Annotated in this window: 18 protein-coding genes; 7 read left to right on the top strand and 11 right to left on the bottom strand. The window is 68.8% G+C overall.

Features of this window, described 5'->3' with window-relative positions:
• Positions 1-93: 93 nt before the first annotated feature.
• On the top strand, positions 94-2,124 hold the full coding sequence (locus ACFYO0_RS38780) for a thioredoxin domain-containing protein (RefSeq protein ID WP_388685885.1): 2,031 nt from the start codon (positions 94-96) through the stop codon (positions 2,122-2,124).
• 153 nt (positions 2,125-2,277) lie between these two features.
• Here ACFYO0_RS38780 and ACFYO0_RS38775 read toward each other — a convergent pair whose 3' ends face one another.
• The 4 genes from ACFYO0_RS38775 to ACFYO0_RS38760 form a co-directional block, all read right to left on the bottom strand.
• Positions 2,278-3,003 (bottom strand): Mut7-C RNAse domain-containing protein, encoded by a 726-nt coding sequence (locus tag ACFYO0_RS38775; protein ID WP_388685883.1) that lies wholly within the window; start codon positions 3,001-3,003, stop codon positions 2,278-2,280.
• Positions 3,004-3,061: 58 nt separating this feature from the next.
• Positions 3,062-3,694 (bottom strand): TetR/AcrR family transcriptional regulator, encoded by a 633-nt coding sequence (locus ACFYO0_RS38770; protein WP_388685880.1) that lies wholly within the window; start codon positions 3,692-3,694, stop codon positions 3,062-3,064.
• A 5-nt stretch (positions 3,695-3,699) separates the two neighbouring features.
• A complete protein-coding gene (locus tag ACFYO0_RS38765) occupies positions 3,700-5,274 on the bottom strand; it encodes an MFS transporter (protein ID WP_388685878.1) in 1,575 nt (524 codons plus the stop codon).
• Between the two features lie 113 nt (positions 5,275-5,387).
• A complete protein-coding gene (locus tag ACFYO0_RS38760) occupies positions 5,388-6,104 on the bottom strand; it encodes a hemolysin III family protein (RefSeq protein ID WP_388685875.1) in 717 nt (238 codons plus the stop codon).
• 340 nt (positions 6,105-6,444) lie between these two features.
• On the opposite strand from ACFYO0_RS38760, the gene ACFYO0_RS38755 reads away from it, so the two are divergent.
• Positions 6,445-8,268, top strand: a complete 1,824-nt coding sequence (locus tag ACFYO0_RS38755) for a phosphoenolpyruvate carboxykinase (GTP) (protein WP_388685873.1) — start codon at positions 6,445-6,447, stop codon at positions 8,266-8,268.
• Between the two features lie 143 nt (positions 8,269-8,411).
• Here the strand turns inward: ACFYO0_RS38755 and ACFYO0_RS38750 are convergent, their stop codons facing one another.
• Positions 8,412-8,690, bottom strand: coding sequence for a hypothetical protein (locus ACFYO0_RS38750; protein WP_388685870.1), 279 nt, complete (start codon positions 8,688-8,690; stop codon positions 8,412-8,414).
• Here ACFYO0_RS38750 and ACFYO0_RS38745 point away from each other — a divergent pair.
• Positions 8,689-8,910 carry a transposase gene (locus ACFYO0_RS38745; RefSeq protein WP_388685996.1) on the top strand — a complete coding sequence of 74 codons (222 nt, stop codon included), beginning with the start codon at positions 8,689-8,691 and terminating at the stop codon, positions 8,908-8,910. The two genes, ACFYO0_RS38750 and ACFYO0_RS38745, sit on opposite strands and share 2 nt — an antisense overlap.
• On the opposite strand, the gene ACFYO0_RS38740 is transcribed toward ACFYO0_RS38745, so the two are convergent.
• Positions 8,854-9,462, bottom strand: coding sequence for a hypothetical protein (locus ACFYO0_RS38740; RefSeq protein ID WP_388685868.1), 609 nt, complete (start codon positions 9,460-9,462; stop codon positions 8,854-8,856). The two genes, ACFYO0_RS38745 and ACFYO0_RS38740, sit on opposite strands and share 57 nt — an antisense overlap.
• Before the next feature lie 767 nt (positions 9,463-10,229).
• Here ACFYO0_RS38740 and ACFYO0_RS38735 point away from each other — a divergent pair.
• The 4 genes from ACFYO0_RS38735 (at position 10,230) to ACFYO0_RS38720 (ending at position 14,048) form a co-directional block, all read left to right on the top strand.
• Positions 10,230-10,565, top strand: a complete 336-nt coding sequence (locus ACFYO0_RS38735) for a hypothetical protein (protein ID WP_388685866.1) — start codon at positions 10,230-10,232, stop codon at positions 10,563-10,565.
• A gap of 160 nt (positions 10,566-10,725) precedes the next feature.
• Positions 10,726-11,448 (top strand): ABC transporter ATP-binding protein, encoded by a 723-nt coding sequence (locus ACFYO0_RS38730; RefSeq protein WP_388685863.1) that lies wholly within the window; start codon positions 10,726-10,728, stop codon positions 11,446-11,448.
• 83 nt (positions 11,449-11,531) lie between these two features.
• Positions 11,532-13,625 carry a hypothetical protein gene (locus tag ACFYO0_RS38725; RefSeq protein WP_388685861.1) on the top strand — a complete coding sequence of 698 codons (2,094 nt, stop codon included), beginning with the start codon at positions 11,532-11,534 and terminating at the stop codon, positions 13,623-13,625.
• 33 nt (positions 13,626-13,658) lie between these two features.
• Entirely contained in the window at positions 13,659-14,048 is a 390-nt protein-coding gene (locus tag ACFYO0_RS38720; protein WP_388685859.1) for a hypothetical protein, read from the top strand.
• A 276-nt stretch (positions 14,049-14,324) separates the two neighbouring features.
• Here the strand turns inward: ACFYO0_RS38720 and ACFYO0_RS38715 are convergent, their stop codons facing one another.
• The 5 genes from ACFYO0_RS38715 to ACFYO0_RS38695 all read right to left on the bottom strand — a co-directional run bounded on the left by ACFYO0_RS38715 (position 14,325) and on the right by ACFYO0_RS38695 (position 19,750).
• Complete coding sequence (locus ACFYO0_RS38715) at positions 14,325-14,927, bottom strand: hypothetical protein (protein WP_388685857.1); 603 nt, start codon at positions 14,925-14,927, stop codon at positions 14,325-14,327.
• Positions 14,914-16,461, bottom strand: a complete 1,548-nt coding sequence (locus tag ACFYO0_RS38710; protein ID WP_388685856.1) for a substrate-binding domain-containing protein — start codon at positions 16,459-16,461, stop codon at positions 14,914-14,916. The genes ACFYO0_RS38715 and ACFYO0_RS38710 overlap by 14 nt, the downstream gene beginning before the upstream one ends.
• Positions 16,458-17,633, bottom strand: coding sequence for a toxic anion resistance protein (locus ACFYO0_RS38705; RefSeq protein WP_388685854.1), 1,176 nt, complete (start codon positions 17,631-17,633; stop codon positions 16,458-16,460). Before ACFYO0_RS38705 ends, ACFYO0_RS38710 begins: the two co-directional genes overlap by 4 nt.
• Positions 17,634-17,646: 13 nt before the next feature.
• Positions 17,647-18,720: a hypothetical protein gene (locus tag ACFYO0_RS38700; protein WP_388685852.1), complete on the bottom strand. Its 1,074-nt coding sequence runs from the start codon at positions 18,718-18,720 to the stop codon at positions 17,647-17,649.
• Positions 18,721-19,342: 622 nt separating this feature from the next.
• Positions 19,343-19,750: a hypothetical protein gene (locus ACFYO0_RS38695; protein ID WP_388685851.1), complete on the bottom strand. Its 408-nt coding sequence runs from the start codon at positions 19,748-19,750 to the stop codon at positions 19,343-19,345.
• Positions 19,751-19,844 lie beyond the last annotated feature (94 nt).

The raw sequence follows: 19,844 nt of genomic DNA, 5'->3' as shown, positions 1-19,844 counted from the left end.
GGTGAACGAAAAGCGGGTTCGGCGGGTTCCGTATGGGGGCGGCCGGGTGCGGCTTGTCCGGGGAATTCCGGGTACTGCGGCAGGATGGACCCCATGCCGAAGCGACTGGCCCGCGAGACGTCCCCGTACCTCCTCCAGCACGCCGACAACCCCGTCGACTGGTGGCCCTGGTCGGCCGAGGCCTTCGAGGAGGCGCGGAAGCGTGGTGTGCCGGTGCTGCTGAGTGTCGGCTACAGCAGCTGCCACTGGTGTCACGTTATGGCTCACGAGTCGTTCGAGGACCAGGAGACCGCCGACTACCTCAACGCGCACTTCGTCAGTATCAAGGTCGACCGCGAGGAACGCCCCGACGTAGATGCCGTCTACATGGAAGCCGTGCAGGCGGCGACGGGGCAGGGCGGCTGGCCCATGACCGTCTTCCTCACTCCGGACGCCGAGCCGTTCTACTTCGGGACCTACTTCCCGCCCGCGCCCCGGCACGGCATGCCGTCCTTCCGGCAGGTGCTGGAGGGCGTGCACAGTGCCTGGGCCGACCGGCGGGACGAGGTCGCCGACGTTGCCGGGAAGATCGCGCGGGATCTCGCCGGGCGGGAGATCTCGTACGGGGACACGACAGTGCCCGGTGAGGAGGAGCTGGCGCAGGCGCTGCTCGGGCTCACGCGGGATTACGACGCCCAGCGCGGCGGATTCGGCGGAGCGCCCAAGTTCCCGCCGTCCATGGTGATCGAGTTCCTGTTGCGGCATCACGCGCGGACCGGCTCCGAGGGTGCGTTGCAGATGGCCGCCGATACGTGTGAGCGGATGGCTCGCGGGGGTATCTACGACCAACTCGGCGGCGGATTCGCGCGGTATTCTGTCGATCGCGAGTGGGTTTTGCCACATTTCGAGAAGATGCTCTATGATAATGCACTTTTGTGCCGCGTCTACGCTCACCTGTGGCGAGCCACCGGCTCCGATCTGGCCCGCCGTGTCGCCCTGGAGACCGCCGACTTCATGGTCCGCGAGCTTCGTACGAACGAGGGCGGGTTCGCCTCCGCGCTGGACGCGGACAGTGATGACGGGACCGGGAAGCATGTCGAGGGCGCGTACTACGTGTGGACACCTCGGCAGCTCGCCGACGTCCTCGGCGATGAGGACGCCGAACTCGCCGCCCAGTACTTCGGCGTGACCGAGGAGGGCACCTTCGAAGAGGGCGCTTCCGTTCTTCAACTCCCGCAGCAGGACGGCGTGTTCGACGCCGAGCGGATCCAGACCATCAAGGAGCGCCTCAGCCGGGCCCGCGCCGAGCGGCCCGCTCCCGGCCGTGACGACAAGGTGGTCGCCGCCTGGAACGGGCTCGCGATCGCCGCCCTCGCGGAGACCGGTGCGTACTTCGACCGTCCCGACCTCGTGGACGCCGCGCTCGGTGCCGCCGATCTTCTCGTACGGCTGCATCTGGACGAGCGGGCCCGGCTCGCCCGTACGTCGAAGGACGGCCAAGTCGGCGCGAACGCAGGGGTGTTGGAGGACTACGCGGACGTGGCCGAGGGCTTCCTCGCCCTCGCCTCGGTGACCGGCGAAGGGGTCTGGCTGGAGTTCGCCGGGTTCCTGCTCGACCACGTCCTCGTGCAGTTCACCGACGCGGAGTCGGGAGCCCTGTACGACACGGCCGCCGACGCCGAGAAGCTGATCCGCCGCCCGCAGGACCCGACAGACAGCGCCACGCCCTCCGGGTGGAGCGCGGCGGCAGGCGCTCTGCTGAGCTACGCGGCCCAGTCCGGCGCCGAGCCCCATCGCGCCGCCGCGGAACGGGCGTTGGGCGTCGTCAAGGCCCTCGGCCCGCGGGCGCCGCGCTTCATCGGCTGGGGGCTCGCGGCCGCGGAGGCCCTGCTCGACGGGCCGCGTGAGGTGGCCGTGGTCGGCCCGGCGGACGCCCCGACGACGCGGGAACTGCACCGCACCGCCCTCCTCACCACCGCCCCCGGCGCGGTCGTCGCGGTGGGCACCCCCGGCAGCGACGAACTCCCACTCCTGGTCGACCGCCCGCTGGTCGAGGGCGAACCGGCCGCATACGTCTGCCGCCGGTTCACCTGCGACGCACCGGTGACGGACGCGGGGTCCCTCCGGGAGAAGCTGGTTTCTTAGCGTCTCCCGGAGGCCCCCTCAGCGGAGAGGGCCGGGCAACGGATCCGGCACCGGTTGCGTCGCCGCCAATGGCTTCGGTGCCTCCGCCCGCCCCCGCGCCCGCCGGTACAGTCACCGGTCGACCACCAGAAAGCGGGCCGCAAACACGATCGGTCAGGAACCGAACTCCGACACGGCGCGCGTCACGATCGCCTCAAGGCGGTCGTGATGAGCGCCCCGCCAGTACACGCGCCCACACTCCTCGCACTGTGCGAAGACGTCGTACGACCGCTGCGTCCCGCCTTCGAGCCGGTCGGCGATGTCTTCCTTGACGGTCTCCTTGAGCAGGCCGTTGCAGGCCGTGCAGCGAGTCCACGGCTTCAGCTCGGGCGTGAACCGCCCCAGTACGTCCCGGAGTTGGTCGTCGGGCCGCGTGCTGTAGACGAACGCGCCGGCCCACAGCTCGCGTCGGCGCAGCAGACCGCGGTCCCGGCTGAGCATCACGCGCCGCTCGGCCGCCGAGCGCGCGGCGAGGGCCGGGTCGCCGATGTCGGTGGACTCGTACGCGGCGTCCACGCCCAGGAGACGCAGGCGGCGGGCGAGCGTGCCGAGGTGGACGTCGAGGAGGAAGCGCAGCGGCGCCCCCGGTACCCGCTGCGGGCGCTCGACGGCGCGCACCTCGACGGACTCGCCCGCCGACGGGACGTGCGACACGGGCACCTCCCGGCCGTCCACGACGAGCCCGCCGACCTCCGTCAGCGGCACCCCCAGCGACTCGACGACATGGCCGAGCGTGGAGACACCGTCGGTGACGACCTTCGTGGCCGCCGCACGCCGCACCTGCGGGACGAACATCCCCAGTTCGGGGGCGAACTCGACGTTGATCTCCGGTCCGTTCACGGGGTCAGGATGCCATGACCGCCGTGCGGCGTCCCGGTCCTCTTCCGGCGCCCTGAGGTCATCGCTTCGGGAGGTCCTTGAAGGTGCCGAGGGTGCGGTCGAGCAGGTCCAGCAGGTCGCCCTGGTAGTCGTGTTCGGTCCAGTAGAGGGTCGCCTCGAGGAGCGCGCCCATCAGCCCCATCGTGTAGACCCGTACCTCCAGGTCGTTCTCGTCCCGCCCGGTGCGGTCCGCGATCGCCCGGCACATCAGACGGCCCGTGACGGACATGCTCTCCATGGCCCGGGAGCGCACGGCCGGGATCTCCGCCATGAGGCGAAGGCGCAGCTTCATCTCCCGCTCCGCGAAGCTCGGGTCGTCGGCGATCGCCATGGACAGCGACTGCCGGATGATGAAACGCAGCGAGTCCAGCACGCTCTCGTCCTCCGGACGCGCCCGCAGCAGGTCCTCCGCCAGGGGGTCGTACTCGTCCGTGAGGACGATGTCCTCCTTGGCCGGGAAGTAGCGGAAGACGGTGCTCGGCGAGACCTCCGCGCGCTCCGCGATCTGCTCCACGGTCGTCGCGTCATACCCCTGCTCCTCGATCAGCTCGTAGGTGGCGTTCCTGATCGCGATACGCGTCTTGAGCTTCTTCCGCTCCCGCAGGCTCATGTGCCGGGCGGCTTCGGGGAGAGAGGTTCGTGCCGTGGTCATGCTCGTCATTGTCGGCCATCGGCCTCCGTACCTGCCATGACGCTCTCCGGGACCTCGTCGGCCGCGGAGGCCTTGGCGGGCCGCACGTTCGGCAGCAGCGCCGCCGTCAGCAGGGCGGTCGCGAGCGCCGCGATGCCGCACACCACCAGGACCGCGCCCATGCCGTCCACGTACGCGGCGTCGGCGGAGCGGGTGAGGCCGGGCAGGCCGAGCCGCTCGGCGACCGCGTGCGCGCCGGTCAACGACTCGCGCGCCGCGTCCGCGGCCTCGGCCGGGAGGCGCGAGGTGTCGATCCGGTCGCCGTAGGCACCGGCGACCAGGCTGCCGAGCAGCGCGATGCCGATCGCGCCGCCCACCTGGCGCAGCGTCATCAGCAGCCCGGAACCACTGCCGGCCTCGTCGCGCGGGATCCCGCCGAGCGCAGCGTCCATCGCGGGCACCATCGCGAGGCCGAAGCCCAGGCCCGCGATCGTCAGCCAGAGCGCGGTGAACCCGTAGCCGCTGTCGGCCTCGGTGCGCGAACCGAGCAGCGCGGCGAAGCAAAGCACCGCCAGGCCCGCGGTGACCACCGGGCGGGGGCCCATGCGCTGCACCAGGGGTGTGCTGGCCCGCGCGGAGACCATCAGACCGCCCATCAGCGGCAGCAGCCGCAGCCCGGTGCCGAACGCGTCGCTGCCGCCGACCTCCTGGAAGTACGTCGGCAGCATGAACAGCAGCCCGGAGAAGACGAAGACGCCGAGTGTCGCGGCCAGACTGTTGAACAGGAAACCGCGATGCCCGAGCAGCTTCAGGTCGAGCATGGGCCGCGTCGCCCGGCGCTCCCGTACGACGAGGGCGGCGAGCAGTGCCGCGGCCAGCGCGAACGAGCCGAGGACGAGCGGGCTGCCCCAGCCGTGGTCGGGCGCCTCGATGATGCCGAAGACCAGCGCGCCGAGGCCGAGCGCGCTGGACGCGGTGGACAGGAGGTCGACGCGCGGCGTGGCCGAGTCGCGGGACTCCGGCAGCAGGAGGAGGCAGGCGGTGATGCCGATGGTCACCAAGGGGATGTTGATCAGGAAGATGGAGCCCCACCAGTAGTGGTCGAGCAGCAGCCCGCCGACGAGCGGCCCGAGCGGCATGCCCGCGGCCATGGAGGCGGTGACCGCGGCGACGGCCTTGCTGCGTTCCTCGGGGCCGAACATCGACGGCAGTACGGACAGCCCGAGCGGCATCACCGACGCGGCGCCGATGCCCATGACGGTGCGGGCGGCGATGACCAGCTCGGGCGTGCCGGCGAGGGTGCCGAACAGGGCGCCGGCGAGGAACACGAGAAGCCCGGCGATCAGCATCCTGCGCCGTCCGAAGCGGTCACCGAGCAGTCCGGCGGGCAGCATCAGCGCCGCGAACACGACGACGTACGAGTCCACGATCCACTGGAGCTCGCCCGTGCTCGCCTCCAGTTGCTCGGCCATCGTCGGCAGCGCGACGTTGAGGATCGTCAGATCGAAGCCGAGGACGAGCATGCTCGCGACGAGGGCGCCGAGGGCCCACCAGCGGCGGGGGTCGGGCCGGGTCTCGGCCCGTGCAGTGACAGTAACCATGAAATGAGAGTAGCTCTCAAAAGAATGGACCTGTCAATACTCGGCGATGTCCGCGCACACAAAAAGTGGCCGCGGCTGGAAAGCCGCGGCCACTCGAAGCGAGGTCGGAGCGCTTACCCGTGCTGGTAGGCCACGATCGAGATCCCGATGTAGTGCGTCACGAACGCCACCAGCGTGAGCGAGTGGAACACCTCGTGGAAGCCGAACCACCGCGGTGACGGGTCGGGGCGCTTGAGGCCGTAGATCACGCCGCCCGCGCTGTAGAGCAGCCCGCCGACGATCACCAGCACGAGGACGGCGATCCCGCCCGTGCGCATGAAGTCGGGGAGGAAGAAGACGGCCGCCCAGCCCATCGCGATGTAACACGGGGTGTAGAGCCAGCGAGGGGCGCCGACCCAGAAGACCCGGAAGAGGATGCCCGCCGTGGCCGCGGCCCAGATGCCCCAGAGCAGCCACTGCCCCTTGGCGGCGGGCAGGAGCAGCATCGTCAGCGGTGTGTACGTTCCCGCGATGATCAGGAAGATGTTCGCGTGGTCGAGCCGGCGCAGTACGCCGTCGGCCCGCGGTGACCAGTCTCCCCGGTGGTAGATGGCGCTCACGCCGAAGAGCAGGCAGGCGGTCAGGACGTAGATCCCGCAGGCTATGCGTCCGCGCGTCGATTCCGTCAGCGCGGTCAGGACCAGGCCGGCGACGAGCACGGCCGGGAACATGCCGGCATGCAGCCAGCCCCGGAGTTTGGGCTTGACCGGGTGCGGCAGGTGGGAGAGCGCGGCGGAGACGCGGCCGGCGGCCGGCGAGTCCAAGGGCGCGTCGGAGGCGGACGCAGTCATGGGCCGAATCGTACCTACGGAACCGTAAGTCCTGAATCAGTTCGGTCCTGTGATAAGCGCCAAGTGGCCTTCCTCTCACCGAGGTTTGAGGGTGAGGCGGCTCGGTACGCTACGACGAATTGGGGGTGAAGCGGACAATAGATGGTAAACCCCCGGGGGGAATCGCGTGGCGATGGTCACGTCTGCTCAGGTGTGAGGCCCTCTGGACATATGCGCGAACCCGTCGGATGATCATATGAGTGCGGTCGGCACCGGATGAGCGCCATGATCCAGACGTACAGCATCCGGGCCGCAGCCCCCAAGGGGCAACGACAACAAAATCCCTCATCTAGGAGCAATCGTGGCGCGCGACATCGCGGCTCCCCCTGCCGTTCCCACCAACCACCAGGAACTGATCTCGTGGGTCAACGAGATCGCGGAACTCACGCAGCCGGACAACGTGGTCTGGTGTGACGGCTCAGAGGCGGAATACGAGCGACTGAGCGAGGAGCTCGTCCGTAAGGGCACCTTCAAGAAACTCGACCCGATCAAACGCCCGAACTCCTACTACGCGGCCTCCGACCCGACCGATGTCGCCCGGGTCGAGGACCGCACCTTCATCTGCTCCGAGAAGGAGGAGGACGCGGGTCCGACGAACCACTGGAAGGACCCCGCCGAGATGCGGGAGATCTTCGCCGGTGAGCAGGGTGTCTTCCGGGGCTCGATGCGTGGCCGGACCATGTACGTCGTGCCGTTCTGCATGGGCCCGCTGGGCTCGGACCTCTCGGCGATAGGCGTCGAGATCACCGACTCCGCGTACGTCGCCGTCTCCATGCGCACGATGACGCGTATGGGCCGGCCGGTCCTGGACGAGCTCGGCTCCGACGGCTTCTTCGTGCGTGCTGTGCACACGCTCGGGGCGCCGCTGGAGGAGGGCCAGGAGGACGTTCCGTGGCCGTGCAACTCCACCAAGTACATCTCGCACTTCCCCGAGACCCGCGAGATCTGGTCGTACGGCTCCGGATACGGCGGCAACGCGCTGCTCGGCAAGAAGTGCTACGCCCTGCGCATAGCCTCCGTCATGGCCCGCGACGAGGGCTGGCTGGCCGAGCACATGCTGATCCTGAAGCTGACCCCGCCGCAGGGCGAGTCGAAGTACGTCGCCGCCGCCTTCCCGAGCGCCTGCGGCAAGACCAACCTCGCCATGCTGGAGCCCACCGTCCGTGGCTGGACCGTCGAGACCATCGGCGACGACATCGCCTGGATGCGCTTCGGTGAGGACGGCCGTCTGTACGCCATCAACCCCGAGGCCGGATTCTTCGGCGTCGCGCCCGGTACCGGTGAGCACACCAACGCCAACGCGATGAAGACGCTGTGGGGCAACTCCGTCTTCACCAACGTCGCGCTGACGGACGACGGCGACATCTGGTGGGAGGGGATGACCGAGGAGACGCCCGCCCACCTCACGGACTGGAAGGGCAACGACTGGACGCCCGAGTCCGAGACCCCCGCCGCCCACCCCAACGCCCGCTTCACCGTCCCCGCCTCCCAGTGCCCGATCATCGCGCCCGAGTGGGAGGACCCGAAGGGCGTGCCGATCTCGGCGATCCTGTTCGGTGGCCGTCGTGCCACCGCGGTCCCGCTGGTCACGGAGTCCTTCGACTGGAACCACGGCGTGTTCCTCGGCGCGAACGTCGCCTCCGAGAAGACGGCCGCCGCCGAGGGCAAGGTCGGCGAACTGCGCCGCGACCCGTTCGCCATGCTGCCGTTCTGCGGCTACAACATGGGCGACTACATGGGGCACTGGATCGACGTCGCCAAGGACAAGGACGCGTCCAAGCTGCCGAAGATCTACTACGTGAACTGGTTCCGCAAGAACGACGCAGGCAAGTTCGTGTGGCCCGGCTTCGGTGAGAACAGCCGTGTCCTGAAGTGGATCGTGGACCGGCTGGACGGCAAGGCGGAGGGCGTCGAGACGCCGATCGGCATCCTTCCGGCGAAGTCCGCCCTGGACACGGAGGGTCTGGACCTCTCAGAGTCAGAGCTGGACTTCCTCCTCACGGTCGACAAGGACGTCTGGCGCGAGGAGGCGGCCCTGGTCCCCGACCACCTCAACACCTTCGGCTCGCATACGCCGACGGAGCTGTGGGACGAGTACCGGGCGCTGGTGAAGCGCCTGGGCTGAGGCCCACGCTGCGCTGCGCGACCAGCCGGAACAGAATGTGCCCTGACCTGCGATGTCACCTTGGCCGGTCGCGGCGACAGCATCGGCAAGACCGAGGGCCGGCACCACGGAGTGCGGGCCCTCGGTGATGCCCACAGCTGGAGTTACTGGTCGATCCGGACCGACCGACTCAGGTCGGGCAAGTACAAGGGAAATGGAAGCGATACGGCGGCTGTCAGGGCGCGGCGCCGCAGCCATGGCGCGGGCACTCGCGCGCAGCCGTTCAGCGCGTCCTCGGGAAGAGGCGGGCCTGCGACGAGGAAGAGGCCGTGGCTGCGCAGGCCGAGCCGCTCGGCGAGGTGGCCGAGGAACTCCTCGCTCGGAGGATGCCCCGCCGGATTGGGAGGAGTGGTCGTCGGGGGCAGGACCTGAGGGTCCGACATCCCGGAGGTCTGGCAGGTCGCCACTATCATCGACCGCTGGCGGCTCAAGATCGAAGCGTTCATCGGCACTGGTCACCACAACGCCATGAGTGAGGGCATCAACCGGATGATCAAGCTCGTCGTCCGGGCAGCGTTCGGCTTCCACAAGGCCGAGTGCCAACGGCTACGGACACGTTGCGACACCATCCGCCGAGCTCACGGACACCTCCGCAGACTTTGAAGGCCCGGTTGTCTCCTTCTCCTGGGTGGTTGTGGCGTTGGCGGCGAGGAACGCGCCGGCTGCGGCTGCGGCTTCCTCGCTGGAGTCATAGGTGACTTCCTCGGGAGCCTCGTCGCCCCGTCCGCTGGCTGCCTTCGCGATCCACCACCAGGTTCCTTCCTCCGGGCGCCAGGTGATGAGGGCCTCGCCGCCGAACGCCTTGAAGTGACTGGACCCGGCACGCCCCTTCTGAGGGGTGACCGCTCCGGGCCAGCGCTTGCGAGCGGCTTGCCGGGAGATCTTCCACGCAGCTCCCAGGTCGGCGTAGCTCGCACCCTTGGCTCCCGCTATCCGCGCAGACCTCGCGGCAAGGCGCTCGATCTCCTCGGACGCGGCCCGCCAGGCGGCCAGTGTCACCAGCGGGGCCTCCACGGAGGTGTCGTCCCACGTGGTGTTGTCGTGGGCGTCACTGGTCATTCGCCTGCACATGGCCTGGGCCAGCGGTTGAATCGAGCCGTACAGCGCTCCAATCAACGCGGTCATCTCGGTCTCGGTCGGTTCTGGCATATTCACGGGGGGCACCCTAGCCATCGGCAACCTGACATGTCGAGACAATCTGAATTGTCGCTCTGTGTATGGTCTCTGACCTTGTCCACGCGTGGCGAGGCACGTTGACGGGCCCCGGGGGCGTGAGTGCCCGTACCGCGAGCCTTCTCCAGAACGATGGCAGCTCGGTCGAGGTATGCCGCGTCCTGGTCGTCGCCGAATGCTTCGCGTAGGGCCGTGTCACGGCACAGGGCGTAGTTCGACATCTCGCTGCTGAGTATTGCTGGTGCGCGTTCAGTGCAGCTCATTGGGACGCTACGACGCGAGGCCCTCGACCGCGTGCTGATCTGGGTTGAGACCCACGCTCGGCACGTTCTCGAAACATGCGAGCGGCACTACAACCGGCATCGACCACATCGGGTCCGAGGGTAACGACCTCCCCTCGCCGGCCACCGGACCGGGCCGTTGGCCGAGCTGAACACCACCCGACGGCTACTTCGGACTCGTGTTCTCTGCGGCCTGATCAACGAGTGCAGATATGCAGCCTGACCAGTTTCGCGATCACGGACGGATCACGACCTTGGACGTGTGATTGAACCTTGTCTGGCATATGCCAAGATCAGTGAACTTTTCAGATGGCCTGCTGAACAGTGGGCCATCTGAGCGGTTCCACAAGGTGAAGCAGAGGGTGCGAGGGCGCGCCCTGTCCTGCTTCTCAGGTGCGGCACAGTCCTGGTGGCTGCGCCAACAAGGGAGGGAACTTAACCATGCAAAGAGAGTCCATCAGACGACGCGTGACCGTGGCCATCGGGACGGCAGCAGTGGCCGCCGCGCTCCTGGGCGCCACTCCGGCTTTTGCCCAGGCCGCCTACCTGGGGGATGACTGGGCGAGCAGCCGAGTCGGGGAGGACTACCGCATTCCCCGGGTCGGAGACCGCACGGCTGACGGAGAGGCGGTGGCGGGTAAGTACTTCCGTCTGGCCAGCCCTACCACTGAGCGCACTCTCTGGAACAAGTCCGGTTCCGGCACGACGGTGACTGGCGGCGACGGCAGTTCGATCACGACGCAGAAGGTATGCCGGCAGGCGACCTTCACGGACCCGTGCAGCGGTTGGGTGAACAACTACTAAGCGGAGTCCGAGGCCTGGTCAGTCAGGCGCATCGAATCAAACGGGCGGTGGTGGTCTCCAGCGACCTCCACCGCCCCTCGTGCCCTGCCGGGAAGAGTGGCCGGGCCCCGAACCTCCGGGCCGTTAAGCGGTCCGGAGAGTGGAACGGAGCGAAGGAACTATGACGACGGACACGTGTGTGCTTTCCGTCAAAGGTCTGACGTACCAGGTACCTGGCCGGATCCTTCTGGACGGTTTGGAGCTGACCGTTCGCAGCGGCGAGTCAGTGGCGGTGGTGGGGCCGAGTGGGAGCGGAAAGAGCACGCTGTTGTCCTGCCTGCTTGGGTTGGTGCGTCCGCAGCGGGGCGTGGTCGAAGTGGCGGGCAAGGACATGGCCGTGCTGGGGGAACGGTCCCGCACCCGGCACCGCCGGGATCACATCGGCATGGTGTTTCAGTTCGGCGAACTGCTACCAGAGTTGACGCCAGTGGAGAACGTGGCTCTTGCTGCACTGCTGTCCGGCGCCGAGCGTCAGGATGCCTACCAGCGTGCCACCGCTCTCCTTGACGAACTCCGTGTGCCGTATGGGAGTACTCCGACCGGTCAGCTGTCCGGCGGTGAGCGGCAGCGAACCGCTGTGGCCCGGGCGTTGATCAACCGGCCCGCACTCCTGCTTGCCGACGAGCCGACCGGATCACTGGACTCCGCAAGTCGCGACCAGGTCTGCGAACTGCTGTTCTCTCTGCCAACGCGGTGGGGTTGCGGGCTGGTCGTCGTCACCCACGACGATTCCGTCGCCGCCCGCGCGGGCGGACGGCTGACACTGGACTCCGGCAGATTGCACGAGGGGGACGCGGGCGAGCAGCAAAAGGCGCGCCCGGCCGACTCAGGGAGCGTGAAGTGAATCGCGGCGGCGTACGAGTGTGGCGGCAGCTGGCTGTCATCGGCCGCGGCGCGGCACGGGAGGCCGAGCGCGGCCGAGTTCGGATGACCGCCATGGCCCTGGCGGCACTCGCGCTGTCGATAGCGGTGAGCGTGCTGATAGCGGGGATAGCGACCTACAGCGGGCGGGAGCAGCGCGGCTCGGCACGGCTACCCCAGTACGTGTCGAAGGACAGCTCCGCGGCGAAGCTCTGGGTGGTACCCACTTTTGACACGATCGACGGCGTTCAGCACTCCGTGGTGCGCTTGGAACCGCTGACCGACGATGCACCCCTCCCACCAGGAGTGACGACATGGCCCCGCCCTGGGAAGGCGGTGCTCTCCCCGAAACTGCGCGCTCTACTCGCTGCCGAGGGAGACGTGGACCGCTACGGGGACGTGGTGGGGGCCATCGGCGCGGAGGGTTTGGAGGTTCCGGGCGAGCGGTTGGCCTACGTCCGTTCGACCCCGCAGGCCGCGGAGCATCTGCACCGACTCCCTGCTGCGGGGTTCGGCGGTGGGCAACGGGCACCCTTTGGCGACATGCTGTTCAGCGTGCCGGAGGAGGTGTTCCTGAGAATCTGCGCCCTGCTCTTGCTGCCTGCCCTGGCGCTGACGGTCCTGGCCGTCAGAGTGGGGTCGGCCGGCCGGGACCGACGCATCGCGCTGCTTCGGGCTCTGGGGGCTGGCAGCCGGGCCCGTGCCATGGTCACCTTGGGAGAAGCGGCGGGTCCGGTGTGCCTTGGCGCTTCGGCCGCTGCGCTACTCGTCATCGGTGGCACAAAGACCGACGTGACGATCCCCTTCGTCGATTTCACGCTTTCTGCTGCTGACCTGCGACGTTGGTTTCCAGAGCTACTGGCAGGGATCCTGGCTGCTGTTGTGACGATTCTGGTGGCTGCTGTCCTACTGCACCGCGTGCAAGGGGGCGACCAACAGTCCCGGCTGGCCAAGCTCCTTCGCGCGCACTGGCTGGCTGGCGTGTGTCCGCTCTTTCTAGTGGCAGCAGTGATGGGACCCGACTTCCTCTTCCCTCTGGACACGCCGGGGAACGGTACGGGGTGGGTAGCGGTTTACCTGACGGGAGTGCTTGGCACCTTGGCAACGCTCCCGGCGCTGGTATCGGCCATGGTCGCTGCGCTCACACGGTTGTTGCGACGAGCGGGGAACAGACGCGGTAACCCAGGGATGCTAGTCGCCGGCGGATGGCTGACCCCTCGAACAGGCGCTGTGACCCGCATGGTCGCTGGTGTAGTGGTCACGGTGGGTCTGCTCGGGCAGATCCAACTCCAGACGACCCAGCAGTCCGAACTGGTACAGGCTGCCACGCACTTGCAGCGGCAGTTCGGAGGCCGTGTCCTGACACTCTCGCTTCCTCCTGGGGACACCGACACGCTCAACGCGCTGCTTGAGGATCTCCCCGAAGAAGTGCATGCTCTCGCGCTCACCGAGTCACGCAAGGACGGCCGCGTCAAGCTATGGGGGACCTGCGAGGCACTGACAGCTCTGGACGCCCCATGCCGTGCCAGCGAGGGTGACCGGTCCGACGCACGGATCGACGGAATCGCCCGCTGGACTGGTGGCGGAGCGGCATCTCGCTCGGTCACCTTGCGCCCAGTGAGCACGCTCGCGTCCGCCAAGCCCTCCACCCTGGTGCTGGTGAACAGCGGTAAGTCACCGCTTCCCATTGGGGAGATCAAGCACGTCGCCTACCGGAACTTGGCGTACGGGCAGGTCGGAGCACCAGGATCCGAGTGGGACATCAGTGAGGTCATCGCTCAGCGAGGCCGCTGGATTCAGCTCCTCGGCGGGGTCGGCGTGCTCTTCCTCGCCCTCGCGGCTGTGGTGACCAATCTGTCTGACTTTGTTCGGCTCGGCCGAACGCTGGCACCATTGGCTGTACTTACCGGTCAACGCCGTCTGTTCTGGACGACGTCGATGTTCGTGCTGCTGGGGCCCCTCTTGCTGGCGGCGGTGGTTGCCGTGGTGGCCATGGTGTGGCTGGGGGCGCCGATGATGACCGCGTTCGCGTCAACTCTCCCCGCTTCGTTCGTCATCTCAATGCTCGCCGGGGCGGCCATGCTGGCCTTGGTCTGCTGGCTGTGGGGGGCGCGCACAGTGATTTCCGCGGCCCGCCGCTGGCACCCGACCGCCGAATAACCGGCGGAAACGGCCGTACCGTTTGCGTATGGGGTGGCGCAAGTAGGGGAAGCTTCCCTGTCCCTGCTGCTCCAGAAGGCCGTCGCCGCCGAGGAGGCCCTGAAGGACGCGTCTGACGCCGCGAAGGCCAGGACCGAGGCACAAGCGGCCTGGCACGCCGTGGCCGATCTGGCCGACGAGGCACGCCAAACGTGGCTGGCCGAGCAGGAGGCGACGGCGACGCAGGCGGAGAACTGGCGGGGCATCGCCGAGGCCGCCAAGGCGGGCGTGGACGGGATCTGGAAGAACATCGCCGGGGCCAACCAACAATTCTGGACCCAGGGAAGGCACGGGAGCGGCCGAGACCGTCGCCTGCTGGCAGGGCGTGTTCGACCGGGCCCAGGGGGCGAGAACCGTGTGAAGGGCTTCGGCGTCGGCTACTGAGCGCACAGGCGCTGCTCGACGCGGGGCTGACCGAGGCGCTGGGGAAGCTGGTACGCAGCCTGGTGGTGAGCTGCGCGACGGCGCGTGATGCACGGCGCGGCCGGGTTCGCCCTGAACGCCCTGCCGCTGGTCGCGGGCCTTGCCGCTCTCATCGTGGCGAGCCTCTTCGTCTCCCCGTCGCCGTGCCGGTGGCACGTGGCGACGCCTGGCTCCTGCTCGGCCCCCTCCGCCTCCGGCCGGGAACCCGATCCTGATCGTGGTCAGCAGCCGCTGAGCTCAGTTGGAACGGTCCTCCAGATACCGCGTATGCGACTCCTGACGACGAGCCTCCACCTCCCGGAGGCTCGTCGTCAGCGTCTCCATCTCGCCCTGCAGCAGCGCGAGCTGGCGCTCCAGATGCCGCTCCGGCGGATCAGAGCCGGGAGTCAGGCGTGTCCACCAGCGGGCACGCACGTAGGCGTCCACCGCCTCCGGAACGTCCTGGCGCACCGTCCGGGACAGAGCGTGCACGCCCTCCGGGTCCTGGGCCAGAACCTCCGTGACCCAGCCGGGAGCGAGCAGGGCCGTGAGGAGTTCCGTCAGCTCGGTGAGGCGGCCGGAGGCCGCGGGCGGGAGTCCGACGTCGGCCAGGTAGTCGCACAGCTTGGCGAAGTCGTCGCGCAGCTCGTCCAGCTGGGCCGACGGATCGGGGAAGTCCGGCAGCGGCGGGCGTTCCGGCGGGGCGAGAAGAGCCCCCGCGCCGTACAGACCCGCGACCACGACCGGCCAGTACGCCCCCGCCAGCCCCGTGAACGTGAGCCCAAGACCCACGATCCCCAGCGCACTGCCCGTGAGGTTCTTCCGGGACTCCAGGTACACCACGAACTTATTGGTAGCCACGGATCTCCTCGAATGCACCGTCGAGCGAACCCTTCTGGGCGTCGAAGAGCCGGCCACCGGTCAGCTCGGCGATGTGCTCCAGCTCGGCCCGGTCGGAGTCCCCGAAGAGGATCGGGAAGACGGGGATCTCCCGCTGCTCGCCGGGCAGCCCGGCGTAGAAGCCGTCGAACTGCTCAGGCCCCGCCCCCACCGTGTTCTCGCCGTCCGTCATCAGCACGATCGACGTGAACGTGTCGGCTTCGGCGCCCAGATGCTCGTACGCCTTCTCCAGCGACGTATAGATCGCCGTGTCCCCGGAGGCCGTGAGGGCCTCGGTGTCGCGGCGGATCCCGTCGAGACCCGTCTGCGGGTCCTCGGGCCGCACCACATGCGTCCGTGCGCTCTTGACGGCGGACCCGAACGGCATCAGCGTCACCTCCTCACGGTCACGGAAGTCGCTCGTCAGATCGGTGAGCGCCTTCTTCAGCCGGCCCAGCCGGCCGCCCTCGCGCATCGACCCCGAGGTGTCGAGGACGTACACCGTGCGCGAGGGCCGGCGCAGCTTGTTCTCGTACGCGTCGAGGAGCCCGTCGGCTACGGACTTGCTGCCGGGGAACGGGAGTTCACGACGGCGGCTCGTGTCGAGACCGGATGCGGGTGGCACGGAGGCGACGACCGGACGCCGCAGCGTGCTGTGCGTGATCTTCCGCTGGACGTCCGCGCCGCGCAGGGCGTCGGTGAGACGTCGTACGGTCTCGCGGGTGCTCTGGTCGGTGGCGGCGAGCGAGGCGAGCGGGTAGTCGGCGGTCACCACGCCGTCCTTGGGACGGATCACGGTGAGGTCCTTCATGCCCAGTAGCACCGACTCGTAGTTGAGCAGCGCGTCGACGGAGCCGCGCCGCTTGTACGCGGACGCCAGCCAGCCGGAGGAACCCGATGTCAGCTCCTGCCCCTTGAAGAACTCCGCCAGCTTGGGCGTCGCCCGGTCCACATCGGCGTCCGTCAGCGCGGACTGGGCGCCGGAAAGACCCGAGGCCACCGAGATCAGCGCGGAGAAACCGGAGTTGGAGCGGGCCGGATCCGTCATGCCGTACGTCAGATCACCGGCCGCCACCGCCTGGTGCACCTGCGACCAGGTCAGGTCCTCCGGCTTCCAGCCCAGCCGCCGTACGGTCTCCGGCTTCACGCCGATCGCCACTGGGCTGGACATGATCGGCGTCTGGGACACGACCTTCTTCGCGGCTCCCGCGTCCAGGCGCAGGTAGTCGCTGGAGGCCAGCCACGCGGCGTCGTACGCGCCGTCCGCCTTCCCCGACGCGAGCTGATCGACCACGTCGCGCGTGCCCATATAGGTGGGGACGACCTTGATGTCGGTGGTCTTGTAGATCTCGTGCAGTACGAAATCCATGTCGGACAGCTCGCTGGAGGCGAGGATGCGGACGGTGCCGGGTTCAGCCCTGGCGGGCTGCCCGGGCTTCTCGGAGCTCTCGCCCGATGTGCACGCGGTGACCGCCAGCAGCAGCACGGCGACCAGCGCGGTGCGGTGACCTCTCACGCGAGCCCTCCTTCCAGTGCGCCCTGCGAACGGGACCGCTCCAAGTACGCGGAGGCGTGCTGGAGTTCGGAGGTCAGGGACTCCACTGTGGCGGCCATCGTCTCCGTGGCCTGGACCTTGTAGTTGTCGATCGTGTCGAGGGTCCGGTAGATCTGCTGGAAGGCGCTGCGGAGCGTCTCCGCGCCGACCGCCGGGTCCGCCGCGATGCGCTGGATCTCGCCGGACTGCGTGGCGAGCATCTCCGCGTTGCCGCGGATGAGGTCCTCCGTCGTGCCGCGCAGCGCGTTGACCTGCTCGACGACCTTGCGCTCGTTGTCGAGGGCGGAGGCCAGCATCACCGAGATGCGCAGTGCGGACACGGTGGTGGTGGCCGCGCGGTCGACGCCCTTGATCAGTTCCTCGTTGTTGCGGCGTACGACATCCATGGCCAGGTAGCCCTGCGCAGACACCGCGAGTTGGGTGAGCAGGTCCTGGCGCTTCTGGCGCACCGGGAACAGGACATCGGCACGCAGGGTGTCGGCCTGCGCCGGGTCCGTGGCCTCGACGCCGGCGATGTGCCGCTCGACCGCCTCGTCCAGGGCCTGGGTCAGGACGACGTACTCCTGGAGCTTGCCCATCGTGTCCCAGAGGCGGACGCGCTCGGTCTGCAGGGCGGCGTTGTCGCGGCGCAGTTCGTCCTGGCCGCCGCGCAGGGAGCCGACGATCTTGTTCAAGGTGCCTTGTGCGGAGGCGTACTTGGCGACATGGTCGCGCAGCTTGTTGCCGCCGGGGAGCCTGGACAGCAGCTTGCGGCCCTTGCCCGCGGGCAGGTCGCGCGGGTCCAGGTCCTCGACCGTGCGCCGGAGTTCGACGAGCGAGGACGATACGCGGGACTGGGCGTCCTCACCGTTCGAGGGCAGGCTGCGGATCGTGCGGTCCAGCATGCGGTTGGACTGCGCGGACGCGGCACGCATCTCGCCCGAGCCGAGGGCGACGATCTCCCCGATCTTCCCCGCGAACTCGGGGGAGCGGGCGTCGAGGGCGGCGAGCCCGCCGACGTACTCCTCCGCCTTGCGCGCCATGTCCGTTCGCACCGACTCGTCGACGGGTACGAGCCCGCCGGCCTTCTCCTTCGGCACGGCCGCGACGGGCTCGGGCGGAGTGAGGGTGAAGTCTTCGTTGTTGCTGGTCACTTGCTGTTTCCCCCTAGCCCCGGGCCTGGCGTGCCATCTCGTGCAGCACCTTGGAGGCGGGCACGGGCGCCTGCCGGACGCCGGTCAGCTTCTGGTTGAGATACGTGGCGTGGGCGGCGGTCGCCGCCGTGAACTCCGCGCTCGCATCCTGCGGCCGGAACCCGTGCCGCACCGCCAGCTTGCGCAACTCCTTGTCGGTGGCGAGGAGTTCACCGAGCGAGCGGCCCTCTTCGGTGAGGGGTACGACGGTGTGGTCGCTGTTGGCGGTGGTGTCCGGGTAGAGGACGGTCAGGTCGTCGACGGACTGGCCCCGCATGAGCAGCGAGGCGACCTGGGACTCGTACACGAGGACGAGCGGATTGCCGACCCCGCTGACGAAGTCCCGGAACGCCGCGTCCGAGCTGGTCTGCTGGGCGCCCTGGACGCTGATCAGCTTGCGCATCAAAGGCGCGGTCTCGTCGACGGCCGAGGTGTCGGCGGCGACACGGCCGCCGGCGGCGACGTACGAGGCGGCGGCGAGGTAGAGCGCGCCGGAGTTCGAACTGGTCGGGTCGGTCGTGGACACGAAGAGCGTGCCCGTCAGTTCGCCGTACCTGTCCGCGCCCTTGAGTTGCTGCCAGGTCTTGTTGTCCTGGGCGGCCTTCAGATAGGCGGTCATCTTGAGGGTGCCGTTGCCCTTGCCGACGGTCGCGAGTCCGTTCGCGGCCAGTACCTCGGCGGCGTTGCGGTGCGCCACGACCACGAGGGGCGAGTAGAAGGGGCGCGGCAGTGGCTGCCGTACGCCGTACTTCTTCGCCAGTTCCTCGGCGGGCGCCTGGCTGCCCGGAAACGCGAAGTCGTATCCCTTCAGATCCAGGCCCTCCATGGCCCAGGAACCCGACGTCTCCGTCTCCACGGTGTAGCCCTTTGCAGCGAGGGCCTTCACCACGTCGGGATCGGAGAAGAACTCAGCCTTCTCCGACCCGATCACTCCCCGCACGGTCTTCGTTGCCGTGCCCTTGTCCTGCCCTTCGCGGCCCGCGACGACGGCTGCTGCCACTCCGCCGATCAGGAACACCGCGAGGACGACTGCGACGATTCTTCTCACACCGGGAGAGTGCTCGCGGAATCCAAAATTCCCCGGCGAAGGGGATGAACGGGGGGTGACTGGCCGGTCCCGGTATCGCCCCCAGAACGGGGGTGGGGGACGGGTTTCTTTTCCCCAGCCCCGCCCCTTCCCGAAACTGGGGGCTGCGCCCCCAGGCCCCCGCCAGGGGGTGGGGGGTGACAGGTCGTTTCTCGACTGCGGGTGCGTCGTGGCTGGTCGCGCAGTTCCCCGCACCCCTGAAAAAGCAAAAGCCTGCGACTCCCGGCGCCCGGATAGGGCCCGTACCCCCAACTACCCGCAGCCTCCCACCGGCGGGAGGGGACGTGGGCCGGTGCGTCGTACGCCCGTCGCGTAGGTTCTGTCTCAGGAAACCCGCACCCTGTGTCAGCAAAGGGCCGTATGCCCACCCTGCGACGGGCTGACGCACCGGCCCGCGGCCCCGCACCCACCACCCACCCAGGGGCGCGGGGCTGCGACATCAGCGGCTCCGCCGCGGGGCGCGACCAGCCACCCGCAAACCCACAGCTTCAAACCGCCCAAGCGAACGCAGTGACGTGGCACCCGGTCCGCGCGTCGCTGCGGGTGCGCGCGGACCGGGGCCGTCGAGGGGAGCCCGGAGGGCTCAGTGCGGGGCGAGTTCGGAGGCGAGCGCGGCGGCATGCGCATCCATGCGCTCCGCCGCAAGGATCGCCGCCGCGGTGTCCGCCCGGGACGCCGCCACGACGAGGGCGCGCCCGGCGAGGGCGTGGGCGCGCTCGTGCAGCGAGACGATCCGCGGCTCGTGCAGGCCCTGAGACGTGCGGACCGGCGGCCGGCCGCCCCGCAGCCGCGCCACCTGCCCGCCCAGCCGCTCGGCGGCCGTGTCCAGGTCGGCCGACGGCTCCAGCCCGCGCAGCTCATCCGTCACCGCGAGCAACGCCGCGAGATGACCGGCGAGCTGGATGTCCAGCTCTTCCTCCCGCGACCGGTGCGGAAAGTCGGTGACACCGGCCGGCGTGTGGACCGACTTGGTGCGGAGCGGTTCGTACATGGGGGACGGCCTCCTGTGCTCTGACAGGAAGCCATCCTAGCTTGGATTTAGTCTAAAGTTGAGCTGATTCGCAGAAGAGGTTCAGAGAATCACG

It is taken from the genome of Streptomyces sp. NPDC006365, assembly GCF_042870755.1.
In the GTDB taxonomy this organism is placed as follows: Bacteria; Actinomycetota; Actinomycetes; order Streptomycetales; family Streptomycetaceae; genus Streptomyces; species Streptomyces xiangluensis.
The sequence above is the reverse complement of the archived record's forward strand: the minus strand, read 5'-3'. Positions and strand labels throughout refer to the sequence as shown.